This window comes from Enterobacter cloacae complex sp. IR53041 (genome assembly GCF_049238285.1).
GTDB lineage: Bacteria > Pseudomonadota > Gammaproteobacteria > Enterobacterales > Enterobacteriaceae > Enterobacter > Enterobacter roggenkampii.
In genome coordinates this window covers 112,134-124,113 of record NZ_JBMKHB010000012.1, presented here as the reverse complement: position 1 = coordinate 124,113, position 11,980 = coordinate 112,134, and the positions used below count along the sequence as shown (strand labels likewise).

The window sequence follows — 11,980 nt, the reverse complement described above, 5'->3', positions numbered from 1 at the left end:
CTGCACGTTATCAGCAAGCGTTACACTCAGCGCATTGAGCGACATAACCTGAATCTGAGACAACATCTGGCAAGGCTGGGACGGAAGTCACTGTCTGAATCGCCACGGGTTTAACAGACACCTCAGAGTCATTTAAGATGACTTAAAGAGAGGTGCCCATGAGCGGTAAGCGTTATCCTGAAGAGTTTAAAATTGAAGCAGTCAAACAGGTTGTTGATCGTGGTCATTCTGTTTCCAGTGTTGCAGCACGTCTCGATATCACCACTCACAGTCTTTACGCCTGGATAAAGAAGTACGGCCCGGATTCTTCCACTCATAATGAACAGTCAGATGCTCAGGCCGAGATCCGCCGTCTTCAGAAAGAGTTGAAGCGGGTTACGGACGAACGGGACATATTAAAAAAAGCCGCTGTAGATTCAATCTGTCAATGCAACACCCCTTTCAATTATGGAAGGTGCGAATAAGCGGGGAAATTCTTCTCGGCTGACTCAGTCATTTCATTTCTTCATGTTTGAGCCGATTTTTTCTCCCGTAAATGCCTTGAATCAGCCTATTTAGACCGTTTCTTCGCCATTTAAGGCGTTATCCCCAGTTTTTAGTGAGATCTCTCCCACTGACGTATCATTTGGTCCGCCCGAAACAGGTTGGCCAGCGTGAATAACATCGCCAGTTGGTTATCGTTTTTCAGCAGCCCCTTGTATCTGGCTTTCACGAAGCCGAACTGTCGCTTGATGATGCGAAATGGGTGCTCCACCCTGGCCCGGATGCTGGCTTTCATGTATTCGATGTTGATGGCCGTTTTGTTCTTGCGTGGATGCTGTTTCAAGGTTCTTACCTTGCCGGGGCGCTCGGCGATCAGCCAGTCCACATCCACCTCGCCCAGCTCCTCGCGCTGTGGCGCCCCTTGGTAGCCGGCATCGGCTGAGACAAATTGCTCCTCTCCATGCAGCAGATTACCCAGCTGATTGAGGTCATGCTCGTTGGCCGCGGTGGTGACCAGGCTGTGGGTCAGGCCACTCTTGGCATCGACACCAATGTGGGCCTTCATGCCAAAGTGCCACTGATTGCCTTTCTTGGTCTGATGCATCTCCGGATCGCGTTGCTGCTCTTTGTTCTTGGTCGAGCTGGGTGCCTCAATGATGGTGGCATCGACCAAGGTGCCTTGAGTCATCATGACGCCTGCTTCGGCCAGCCAGCGATTGATGGTCTTGAACAATTGGCGGGCCAGTTGATGCTGCTCCAGCAGGTGGCGGAAATTCATGATGGTGGTGCGGTCCGGCAGGGCGCTATCCAGGGATAATCGGGCAAACAGGCGCATGGAGGCGATTTCGTACAGGGCATCTTCCATGGCACCGTCGCTCAGGTTGTACCAATGCTGCATGCAGTGAATACGCAGCATGGTCTCCAGCGGATAGGGCCGTCGGCCATTGCCCGCCTTGGGATAAAACGGCTCGATGACAGCGGTCATATTCTGCCATGGCAGAATCTGCTCCATGCGGGAGAGGAAAATCTCTTTTCGGGTCTGACGGCGCTTAGTGCTGAATTCACTGTCGGCGAAGGTAAGTTGATGACTCATGATGAATCCTGTTCCATGGCTCCAGATGACAAACATGATTTCATATCAGGGACTTGTTCGCACCTTCCCTAGATTACCAATTCCTTTTTGATCCGGTAGAACGTTGCACGACTGATATCAGCAGCTTTCATTATGTGAGCTGGTTTAACGTTCTGTGCCAACATTTCACGTACCACTTCACGGGCTTCCATATCTTTCTCTTTTCCCGTATACAAACCTGCCTGTTTTGCTCTCTCGATCCCCTGTGCCTGGCGTTTACGGCGGGTTTCATAATCTTGTCGTGCCATTGTCGCAAGGATATCGATCAGCATAGCATTGACTGCCCGAAGAATGCCGCTGGTAAGGTCGTTGCCGGACATTTCAACCATCTGCCAGCTTGTTGGCAAATCCATCGAAACAATAACCAGTCCTTTACTGTTCAGCGTAGCTTTGAGTTCAGCCCATTCTTCATGTTGAAGACGACTGAGACGGTCAATCGATTCGATGAGAAGCAGATCGCCGGGTTGTGCTTCCTCAAGGAGATGCATCAGTTCCACACGCTCCAGCTTCGCACCACTGGCATTTTCAATGTATTCTCCGGCTACTTGCCAGTTTTTGCTTTGCGCAAATTCGCGCAGGCTAACTAATGCACGATCAGCATGTTGGCCTTCGGTAGATGCACGGCAGTAAATACGAACATTCATCATGCATTCTCTTTTGAGTGTTAAATGGATACCTATATGATACAGTGCGTGTTTTTGTTGTCAATAGAGTCAAATTCAACCCTATTGAGACTTTGTATCATGGTCTTTATCAGGTATACCTAAAAGAGATATTGTTCGGATGGTATTCAGATCTTGCTTGGGGTATACGATTTGGTCAGTTTCTGTAGCTGAAGCACTCCGGTTTCATTTCAGCAGGTCTTAATCAAATTCAGTGTGCCATACATGCGGCACGAAAAAGTCTGGCATCAATGTGACCAGTTCTATCACCCACCACAGTCACTACAGTGGCCACACAGTTGGGGACCCAAAGGATGTTGTTTACCATTTTGCAATGGTTGACAGCTACCCGAAAGCAACTCCTCTTCGAGAGCGCTCAATTCCTCAGTTAATCGGGTTTGCAATTTTAGTTTGTTGAACCCATCCACACTGGGCGTAAGTGTATAGTTGTGATAACTGTCAACTTTTCTTCTCTCTTCTGTTCAGAATAAATTAATGTTCAGGCGTTATGATGAATAGATGTTATCGCCACCATGGCGCGGTCTTTACAGGAATAAATCTCACCATTTTTATATTTTCACCACAGTACCTCAAAATTTCATATACCAAAACTGAACTTGGCCGGGTAGTATTGGCTGCTTAGTATTAACTGTAGATGCTGTTATTAGGAGTTTCAGGTGCAGGTAAACAAACTTACGGATGATATTGATATTAGTTCTCATGAGCGTTTCCTCGCGGCCCGTAAAAGCACATGGGTTAGTGTGCTTGTTAATTGTTTTCTGACATCCGGGCAAGTGATTACTGGCGTATTTTCCGGATCTCAGGGGCTTATTGCGGATGGTATCCATTCTCTGTCTGATTTAGTTTCAGACTTTGTGGTGCTTATTGCTAATCATAAAAGTAAAAAAAATCCCGATGATGACCATCACTACGGGCATCATCGTTATGAAAATGGTGCATCATTAATTCTGGGGACAATTTTATTCATTGTTGGCATCGGGATGTTATGGTCAGCAGCAAATAAAATGCAACAACCAGATGATATTCCTCAGGTACATATTGTTGCTCTGTGGGTGGCCTTAGCCGCACTGGTTATCAAAGAGCTTCTTTTTCGCTATATGCTGGCAGTAGCAACCCGAGTAAAATCCACTATGCTGGTTGCCAATGCCTGGCATGCCCGCTCTGATGCCGCCTCATCTTTGGTGGTGGCTATTGGTATTATTGGTAGTTTATCAGGGTTTAAATTGCTTGATCCGGTAGCTGCACTGGTTGTGGGACTGATTGTGACCAGAATGGGATATTCATTTATGTCAGATTCGCTTCATGACTTGATGGACAGGGCCGTGGATATTGAAACTGAAAATAGTATAAAAACAACATTATTGTCCACGCCTGGGGTCGAAGGCATCCATGATCTCAAGACCAGAAAAATGGGGGACCTTGTTGTGGTTGATGTTCATCTGGAAATTGATGGTGATTTATCAGTGAAAGTAGGACATGACATTGCTGTTTTGGCCAGGAAATCAGTTTTAGATAATCATCATGTTTTAAATGTTATGACACATGTTGACCCTTATTTTAAAGGTGATAATAGTCCTGGTTGCGGGGGCAAATAATCCTGAAAAATAATATGAATGCTGCTGTTTTTTGAGAGGATTGGGAAGGGATTATTTTTTTGCGCAATATTACCCCTTCTGACTGTGAAAACGAGAGTAAACAATATGGAGGCTATTATGAGAAAAATTATGCGTACTGTTGTGATAGGAGCCACCCTTCTTTTATCCCCCTGTGTAATGGCTGGTTCTGACGGTGTTGAACATGCCATGAAGATGATGAATAAAAGCTACCGCGCAGCACTTAAGGAGGAGGACGTTACATCCTTCAGGAAAGATATGCGGGAACTGAAAGCAACAGCAGAGTCCATCCTGAACAGCCCTGTAGAAGGGTATGACAGGGAAACGTATGTTGCAGGCATGTCACTTCTAATTGATGAGGTAACTGCCGTTGAAAGTACCGCTGAGAAGGAAGGTCTTGACGCCGGGAAAATTGCAGCACAGAAACTAGGCAGTCTGATGAGAAAATACCACAATAAACTAGGTGTTGACTGAGACCGGGAATTATTCGGTGAAGGTAGATATGCTGGAAAGATATCCCTGAACTGACATGATACACGTGCCTGTAATCAAGCAGATAGCTATGCACTGGTGAGGAAATTTCACAACGTTATCTTATCTGCAAAATACATATAAAAATGTTGGGGTAACAAACATGCATTATCAATGCTACATATTTTAGTTTGTTGCCTCAACATAAGTTAAGTACCTATTGGTGTTGCGCGGGGTGGATTCAGGGGGCCAAATTATATTTGGTGGTCACGCGTCAGTCTGTGTTTTGTTTGTTGGTCATGATGACCTGCTCCCCGTTGATTAACACACTGATGCCCGTAATGTCTTCATCATCGGTATGAGACCCTCATTAAGATGCTTTTTTCCGGCAAATAAATCATCAGTATCCTCTTCGAGGCTGGAACAGGGATTCTAAGCCATGTGCTTTGCCGTAAGAAGATCATTTCCGACGTCACCTAATGTGGCTTGGTGAATGGATTTTGTCATGGCTGCACTCTTCATCGGTCGTCGGATTAAGTGCCGTACGATCCACGTCGCTTTTGGAATTTCAAGCGTTCAGATATAAGCATTCTGTACAGCATTGCGTTGTTTCGTGGCTATCTGGCGACGATAAGAACCACTCAGGAACCTGAATTTACCTGTCGAGTACTGGGCCTTTGAACATGGTTTGGATATTACTGAGTGCATCTTGGTTTTGAGAAGTTAAGGTTATCATTAATAAAAAGGCATAATATTGAGTGGTCAACCAACCTTAAAAAAGTGGCTAAATTATGAACGAAAATTTACGTAATGCTCTTCCTCACAAAAACACACCATTTCTACGTGTGCTGCATATCATCGTAGCTGTATTGATTTTATTGCAGATTATTAATTCAAACCTTACCGAAAGCGATGCGCTTAGTGACTATACTCTCACTGGGTTCGTAACATGGTTCCATGTTATCACTGGGTTATCACTGATTGTCCTTGGGTTTGTCATGCTTGCATGGATGCTGACACAACGAGGATTTCGTTACTATTTTGCCTGGGTGGTCCTTGATTTTCGAGGTGTGGTTGAAGATATCAAAATGCTGATATCATTCCGTCTTCCTGAAGCTCATGCTGGTGGGATTGCTGCTCTGGTTCAGGGGCTTGGTGTACTTGCACTATTGGGCGTTGCATTATGTGGTGGATTCTGGTTTGCTCTCAATACTGCTCTTGGCACGTCACCTGTGCTGACAGAAACCGTCCTGCATGTGCATAAGTTTCTGACTGTATTTATTGAAACCTATTTCTGGGCACATGGTGCGATGGGGTTGCTGCATATCTTCCTCACCGTTCGTAGCCAAAGGAAAAATCCCGTTACCGAATAGTGCTGTAGGTTTATGATGGATAAGATGCCCTGTAATGGTTGGCTAAAACAGACTATAACCGCGCATTTATCCGTCAATGCATTTTCTATTTATCCGTAATTCCGATGAGTATGCGTATTTGAAGGAAAAAATATATGCATCTTGAACGACATAGTATCGAAAAAGTGGGATGGCTGAGGGCAGCTGTACTGGGGGCAAATGACGGAATTGTTTCGACAGCGAGCCTTGTTCTTGGGGTTGCATCTGCAAATAGCAGTCCTTCCGGTGTTTTACTTGCAGGTGTTGCAGGACTGGTTGCCGGAGCTATGTCAATGGCTACAGGGGAATATGTTTCCGTCTCATCTCAGGCGGATACCGAAAACGCAGCACTTGCCCAGGAAAAAAGGGAGCTGGAAACTGATTATCAGGGAGAGGTGCGGGAACTGACTTCACTTTATATGCAACGTGGACTGGAGCCAGAGCTTGCCCGGCAGGTTGCGGAGCAACTTATGGTCAAAGATGCCCTGGATGCTCATGCCCGTGAAGAACTGGGGTTGACGGATATAAATTCTGCACAGCCCCTACAGGCAGCTGTCTTTTCTGCCCTGAGTTTTTCCGCTGGTGCGGTGTTACCCTTAATCGTGGCATGGCTCTCCCCTCTGAAACTGGCTTTTTTGTTGATAATCCTTTCCACCCTTTTTTCACTGGCGGTCCTTGGCTATATATCTTCGGTTTTGAGTAAAGCCTCTCCTGTCAGGGCGATCATAAGAATTACGTTCTGGAGTACCATGGCTATGCTTTTGTCTATGGGGATTGGTCATTTTGCAGGGCAGGCCCTGCTTTAATGTTATGAAGCACAATTCGTGTACCATCTTACTGGCGATGCTTCGCAAAACAATTTGCAATGCAGCTCCCTTCAAACTCGATTCCTGCTTGCGCCAATACCTGTTGAAGGGGTGATGGAGGGGATTCTCCCCCTCCATTTCAAGGGCAAGGACAACGCTACTTCTGGCAAATTTCCCGGTCGTAAACGCCACCATTGACAACCAAAATTTGTCGTTTCTTCTTTGAAATCATATCAGTCATTATCTTCGAGTCATCAAGAAAGATACCACCAAAGGTTCCAGGTCGTGCATTCTTCCCGGCGATTATAATCAGATCCCCAATATTCAATGCAGCAACTTTATCGTTATTGTAATTCGTATCTTCAAATATGAACTTCAGGCCTTCATCTGAACCGGGAATACCCAATGTTACTACAGGATTTTTTCTGAAAGTAACAGTACCGATACCAGTTATTTTTCCTGTTACCATTAACTGACATTTTTTGAAGTCATTTGTTGCCCTGAATTCATGTTGTTCAAACCGCGCATAAACTTCCCCTGTTGTATACATTCGCGGAAGTATATCGATTATCGATGGTTTGGATGGTTGCTCAGGTTGTTGCTGAGTTACGGTATCAGCATTTACCTTGGTCTTCACTTCGGGGGTTTTAGGCTGATATGGGGGGGGCGTCAGCCCGTAAAGGAGATTGATGCCGTAGGCTATTGCGACGGTTATGACTGCTATTTTAATATAACGTTCATAGGGTGATTTCATTTCGTTCTTCCATAACTTCTATCTTAACAATACGCTCTCCATTACGATATATTTTCAGCTTGTCAGGCGGGGACTTCACTGCATTACGGATTTCGTTCATTGTATCTTTCGATAACATATCACAGCCTTCCATATACATAACCCTACGGGTATCGGTATCTGGTATGTTAGTGAAACTGCTACTGACCCATAAATCGGGTATTTCAATTCCATGTATCAGCTTCATATACACAACGATGAACGCATCTGTCAGGTGAAACCGTCCAACTGTGTATTTTCCGGTATAGGTATTACCAGAAGACGATGCTACCCAATCGTTTTTTAAAACCAAAGTCAGTGCATTATTTTCCATATTCAGACTCCAGTTCACGAATGCGATTGTTCGTCATGTCGGTAAGACATTTCTGTTCATTATTGCAGCCGGATTTGTGCTTTATCCATTCTCTTTGAGAAGGAAGCAATCGTTTTCGGGTTTCAGGGCTAAGGCTTTTCCAGACCGAATTAAGTTTCTCATCGCTTGCTTTATAACTGTGTGTATCGACGTTTGAGGTTACTGCATTGTTTTTGGGAGCTTCGCTACCGCTGCTATAGAAAACGGGTGCACGTACTCCCTGAGCGTAGTCTTTAGCTGCTTTTTCCCCCACGGCTTGCCCATTCGCAGTCAATACCTTTCCGAACTCTGTAGTGTCGAAACTGTAATTGCGGATCTCGCCATTGAAGTCCAGCTTCACGTTAACGGTTGTTGACTTCGAAATGGCAGTCAAGAAATCACCAGCTTCGGACCCGAAGGAACAAGCGACTTCTTTAGAATCACTGACATTAGGGCGTAACCCGTGCATCGTGAATCTGCCGTTATCAGTTGTAGCAGTGATATCTACCAGCGGAACGATTGATGATGATTGCTTTGTCATCGCGAAGCATATTCCCTTCAGATTTACATCCCTGTCCATCCCGAGAAACATCAGTGCGTTTTTGTCGCTGCTGGCGACACCCATTGATTTTGCCTCTGGCAAGAAATACACGGTACTGGAGGCGGTGGTTAAACCTGAAACGAAAACAACACCTGACGCCATGATTTTTAACGTTTTAATAAGAATTGTCATTCTGGATACCTTCTTTCTTTCGCACTCCATCGTGGACAGAGTATTCATTCCGTGAGTCTTGTTTACGAGAAACACTAACCGAAGAATCATGATCTTACATTGATCTATGAAATCTATCAATATCGTATAATTGATCTGTAAAAACGATCGATTAACATGGGGAGAAGAGGGGGAAGATGCGAAGGGTATTGTTTTTAAAGGGTTTTAAAATGGTTCATATGCTTGGTGTTAACGTCGGGCGGCGGGCAGCGGTTAGTCTTGAATACTGCGATTGAAAGACATAACAATCTACTTTGTGCGGGGTTTCCGGCAACCATAGAGGTGTTTCGATAAGGAGCGGTGCAATAAGTACAGTTCGTAGACAGAATGAATACGATGTAATTTTGAACCCTTGCTCTACAACGCTCTGTATCAAGTTTTACGGGGGTTTTATATTGAACGATGCCTGAAGTCTGCTTTAATCGCTCTGACAAGATACAGAGCGATTCATGGCTATATAGCGATGGATTACGCTAACATTTCTGTGGGGCAATTTTACAATGCCACTAACACTTACCTTTATTCCGTCAGTTCATCGATCAGTGTTCGGGGATGATCTAGTCGTTTTTTCGCTTCCGTCATGAACTTGTCTCGGTTGATCAATATGTCAATATGGTCATGCAGTATCAAACCTTCAGATTCAAGAATTTGAATATCGTTGATAGTCTGCGCTTCAACATAAATCTTACCCTTCTTCCAGCCTGAGTTGTTTTCGATAACGATACGCTGTTTATGCTGATCGCGGTATGTGATGGTAAACAAGTTGTGTTTCTTATCTATTCTGGAGCAATCTACGCGCATAATAACGGTCTTAATGTTTGCTCTTATTTTTGTGCGTAAAGGGTTAAGTGCGTCATCAATGTCAAACTTCCTGAACTTGTCCCAACCTTCAGTGTTCATTTGCACGATTGATTCATCGTATAGTCTTTTTTCCACTATCAGACTTTGTTTTTCTTGTTCTAGTTGATCAATTTGCGAAGTGAGGCTATTAATGATCTCAGGGCTTTTAGCTGAACCTATAGCCAATACATAGTTCTCAATTTGCGATTGTATGTCCGCTATTTTCCCTTCTAAACCAGATGGTTGATATTTCGTCTGTAAGAATATTCTATCGGCTATTAGTTGTAAAATCGTCCTTTCAAGGGTGCTTGCCCTGAATCCCCACTTATTACAATCTTGATGTAAATCTCTGGATGCACATTGGTAACGGTAAGCATGTGGATGGTTTTTAAGGGTTGATTTAGCCTTAACCATGTAACATGAGCAGTGCGCACAGTGCAAAATACCAATACCGGAAAGTAATGGTATTTCTGGATTACTCTCGCGATTCGGGGCAAATCCTTTGTTTCCAACTTGGAGCTTTAACGCTTCATATTCATCTTTGCTGATGATCGCAGGGTAATAATCATCCAGAACGTATTCTGCATTGTTTACAGTGATTACTTTTCGTCCATAAATGGCAGGTTCAAGGATTCTGGAACAATGCTGCATATTCCATATACCTTTTGATTTTTTGTTGCCAATAACCGGTCCATCGTAGTTGTTTTTCAGATGTTGAAGGATCATCCGATTTGACCAACCGTCTTGTTTTAACTGGATAATTTTTTTTGCTATGGGGAACAGGACTGGATGCGGATTGACATATCCAGTACTTGAATCTGTCCACCATTTATCCGAGCCTAACTCTTTAATTGCGACTACAGGATCACCTGGTTTCCGTTCCTGGTGACGTCTGATCTTGGACAGAGCACTTGCAATGGTGCGGTGTGATTTGGTTGAACTTTCTTCGTTTGCACGGCTGAACAACATCACGCTAAACATCAGTTGCTGCAATGTCTCGGTGTTTACTTCAGTCTGTCTGTAAACCTGTTTATCAATCCCGGTAATTACCGTGATGCCATTAAGTAATAAGCTGGTGAAAAGGTTAACCGCTTGCATGGCGTTCTGGCGTGAGAAGCGATCAAGGGATTCAATCAAGAGGAAAGACCCCTTTGGGATCAAACCGGATTCAACTTGGTCTATGAAATCCGATAAAGCTCCTTCCTGAACGTTTTTACCCTTGTACGCGGATACCCCTAAATCTTGGTATTCCTCGAAAATCTCCAGATCGTACTCAGTAGCAATCTGTTTTGCCATTTCAGCAATGTAGCTCTTCTGACGCTCAATCGAACTACCTTTACCTTGTCGTTCGCTGGAGTAACGGATATATGAATATAAGCGTGGACGATTCATGGTATTGAATTTCACTGGAAGTACTGTATTTCTTAAGATTGTAACATGTGCAGACATTGGTCATCACCTCCTTGGTAATCCATTGGGGCGACAGGTATAGCTGTTTTTACGCCTCAATTCTTAATGAGGTGTATTTTACTTTAGTGTTGCCGATGGTAACGCCCAGCACCGCCATCACGGTGAAACCCAGACCGGTCAGCACCGCGTGAATCAGATACAGCACCGGCGCGACGAACAGGAACAGGAACTCGATAGGCTCGGTGGTCCCGCCCACGACGCAGGCGATCACGCCGGAAATCAGCAGGCCTTTAATTTTATGACGGTTTTCCGGGCGCGCGCAGTGGTACATTGCCAGCGCAGCACCCGGCAGGCCGCCGAGGAAGGCAGGCATTTTACCCTGAGACAGGAAGCGGGTTGCGCTTTCGGAGAAGCCGTGTGTCGTCGGGCAGCTCAGCTGCGCCTGGAAGATAGTCAGCGCGCCGCTCACGTCGTGACCGCACACCTCCATGGTGCCGCCCGCTTCGGTGAAGCGAATCAGGGCCACAAGGATATGCTGCAGGCCAAACGGCAGCAGCAGACGCTCGCCGGTGCCGAAAATCATCGGACCAAAATCTCCCGCACCGTTAATGATGCGGCCAATGCCGTTGATGCCCAGCGCAAAGACCGGCCAAATCAGCGGAATAATCAGACCAAACAGACCCATAACGACCAGGGTCACGATCGGGACAAAGCGGGTGCCGCCGAAGAAGGCCAGGGCATCCGGCAGGCGGATATTGTGGAAGCGCTCGTGCAGCATCCAGATAATTACCCCGGCGATCACCGCCCCGAGGATCCCGGTGTCGATGGACTGAATACCAATCACGCTCTGAATGTTGTTGGCCTTCAGAACGGCGGCGTCGGTGGTCGGCAGTATGCCTTTTGCGGTCAGCCAGAAGTTAACCGCCAGGTTCATCACCGCGTAGCCCACAAAACCGGCAAACGCCGCGACGCCTTTGTTCTCGCGGGCCAGGCCCAGCGGGATTGCGATACAGAACATCACGGGCAGGAAACTGAAGGCAAAGGAGCCGACTTTACTCATCCAGATAAAGATCGCCTGCAGCACGGGCGCGCCGAGGAAGGGGATCAGCGTGATGACGTCTTTACTGCTGAGCGAACTGCCGATCCCGAGCATGATCCCGCAGAACGAGAGAAGCGCCACGGGCAGCATAAAGGTTTTACCCAGTTGCTGGAAAAATTCCCACAGCGATATTTTTTGTGCTGCTTTCGCCGTCAT

The 11,980-nt window shown here is 45.8% G+C and carries 11 protein-coding genes and 3 pseudogenes; 7 read left to right on the top strand and 7 right to left on the bottom strand.

The genetic code is table 11. The features are described 5' to 3' along the window. Positions 1-114 (top strand): IS1 family transposase (locus ACOTXF_RS11130; RefSeq protein ID WP_214585980.1); only part of this gene is annotated, 114 nt, incomplete at its 5' end. A gap of 44 nt (positions 115-158) precedes the next feature. Then, a pseudogene (locus ACOTXF_RS11125) lies at positions 159-407 on the top strand (transposase); the annotation flags it as partial. Between the two features lie 188 nt (positions 408-595). Here the strand turns inward: ACOTXF_RS11125 and ACOTXF_RS11120 are convergent. Together ACOTXF_RS11120 and ACOTXF_RS11115 are read right to left on the bottom strand one after the other, a co-directional pair. Continuing rightward, positions 596-1,576 (bottom strand): IS5-like element IS5 family transposase, encoded by a 981-nt coding sequence (locus tag ACOTXF_RS11120; RefSeq protein ID WP_234115200.1) that lies wholly within the window; start codon positions 1,574-1,576, stop codon positions 596-598. A 68-nt stretch (positions 1,577-1,644) separates the two neighbouring features. Next, entirely contained in the window at positions 1,645-2,259 is a 615-nt protein-coding gene (locus ACOTXF_RS11115; RefSeq protein ID WP_003846897.1) for a recombinase family protein, read from the bottom strand. A 695-nt stretch (positions 2,260-2,954) separates the two neighbouring features. Between ACOTXF_RS11115 and ACOTXF_RS11110 the strand changes: the two genes are divergently transcribed. The 5 genes and pseudogenes from ACOTXF_RS11110 (at position 2,955) to ACOTXF_RS11090 (ending at position 6,579) form a co-directional block, all read left to right on the top strand. Next, a complete protein-coding gene (locus tag ACOTXF_RS11110) occupies positions 2,955-3,893 on the top strand; it encodes a cation diffusion facilitator family transporter (protein ID WP_001198019.1) in 939 nt (312 codons plus the stop codon). Positions 3,894-3,911: 18 nt separating this feature from the next. After that, positions 3,912-4,385, top strand: coding sequence for a cytochrome b562 (locus ACOTXF_RS11105; protein ID WP_047721549.1), 474 nt, complete (start codon positions 3,912-3,914; stop codon positions 4,383-4,385). A 463-nt stretch (positions 4,386-4,848) separates the two neighbouring features. After that, positions 4,849-5,079 (top strand): annotated as a pseudogene (locus tag ACOTXF_RS11100) (IS3 family transposase); the annotation flags it as partial. Positions 5,080-5,173: 94 nt separating this feature from the next. Then, complete coding sequence (locus ACOTXF_RS11095; RefSeq protein ID WP_001004932.1) at positions 5,174-5,755, top strand: cytochrome b/b6 domain-containing protein; 582 nt, start codon at positions 5,174-5,176, stop codon at positions 5,753-5,755. Between the two features lie 134 nt (positions 5,756-5,889). After that, on the top strand, positions 5,890-6,579 hold the full coding sequence (locus ACOTXF_RS11090; protein WP_000549951.1) for a VIT1/CCC1 transporter family protein: 690 nt from the start codon (positions 5,890-5,892) through the stop codon (positions 6,577-6,579). Positions 6,580-6,736: 157 nt separating this feature from the next. Here ACOTXF_RS11090 and ACOTXF_RS11085 read toward each other — a convergent pair whose 3' ends face one another. The 5 genes and pseudogenes from ACOTXF_RS11085 to malX all read right to left on the bottom strand — a co-directional run. After that, complete coding sequence (locus ACOTXF_RS11085; protein WP_234115201.1) at positions 6,737-7,333, bottom strand: OB-fold putative lipoprotein; 597 nt, start codon at positions 7,331-7,333, stop codon at positions 6,737-6,739. Continuing rightward, on the bottom strand, positions 7,317-7,685 hold the full coding sequence (locus ACOTXF_RS11080; RefSeq protein ID WP_023280004.1) for a hypothetical protein: 369 nt from the start codon (positions 7,683-7,685) through the stop codon (positions 7,317-7,319). The genes ACOTXF_RS11085 and ACOTXF_RS11080 overlap by 17 nt, the downstream gene beginning before the upstream one ends. Next, complete coding sequence (locus ACOTXF_RS11075; protein ID WP_023280005.1) at positions 7,675-8,436, bottom strand: lysozyme inhibitor LprI family protein; 762 nt, start codon at positions 8,434-8,436, stop codon at positions 7,675-7,677. Before ACOTXF_RS11075 ends, ACOTXF_RS11080 begins: the two co-directional genes overlap by 11 nt. A 558-nt stretch (positions 8,437-8,994) precedes the next feature. Continuing rightward, a complete protein-coding gene (locus ACOTXF_RS11070) occupies positions 8,995-10,764 on the bottom strand; it encodes a recombinase family protein (RefSeq protein ID WP_013096884.1) in 1,770 nt (589 codons plus the stop codon). Positions 10,765-10,849: 85 nt separating this feature from the next. Next, positions 10,850-11,980: pseudogene (malX, locus tag ACOTXF_RS11065) on the bottom strand (PTS maltose transporter subunit IICB); the annotation flags it as partial.

What these genes read in the sequence shown, in the direction of transcription:
- ACOTXF_RS11120 (WP_234115200.1), bottom strand. Translation starts at nt 1,576, where the DNA reads ATGAGTCATCAACTTACCTTCGCCGACAGTGAATTCAGCACTAAGCGC.
- ACOTXF_RS11115 (WP_003846897.1), bottom strand. Translation starts at nt 2,259, where the DNA reads ATGAATGTTCGTATTTACTGCCGTGCATCTACCGAAGGCCAACATGCT.
- ACOTXF_RS11105 (WP_047721549.1), top strand. Translation starts at nt 3,912, where the DNA reads ATGCTGCTGTTTTTTGAGAGGATTGGGAAGGGATTATTTTTTTGCGCA.
- ACOTXF_RS11095 (WP_001004932.1), top strand. Translation starts at nt 5,174, where the DNA reads ATGAACGAAAATTTACGTAATGCTCTTCCTCACAAAAACACACCATTT.
- ACOTXF_RS11090 (WP_000549951.1), top strand. Translation starts at nt 5,890, where the DNA reads ATGCATCTTGAACGACATAGTATCGAAAAAGTGGGATGGCTGAGGGCA.
- ACOTXF_RS11085 (WP_234115201.1), bottom strand. Translation starts at nt 7,333, where the DNA reads ATGAAATCACCCTATGAACGTTATATTAAAATAGCAGTCATAACCGTC.
- ACOTXF_RS11080 (WP_023280004.1), bottom strand. Translation starts at nt 7,685, where the DNA reads ATGGAAAATAATGCACTGACTTTGGTTTTAAAAAACGATTGGGTAGCA.
- ACOTXF_RS11075 (WP_023280005.1), bottom strand. Translation starts at nt 8,436, where the DNA reads ATGACAATTCTTATTAAAACGTTAAAAATCATGGCGTCAGGTGTTGTT.
- ACOTXF_RS11070 (WP_013096884.1), bottom strand. Translation starts at nt 10,764, where the DNA reads ATGTCTGCACATGTTACAATCTTAAGAAATACAGTACTTCCAGTGAAA.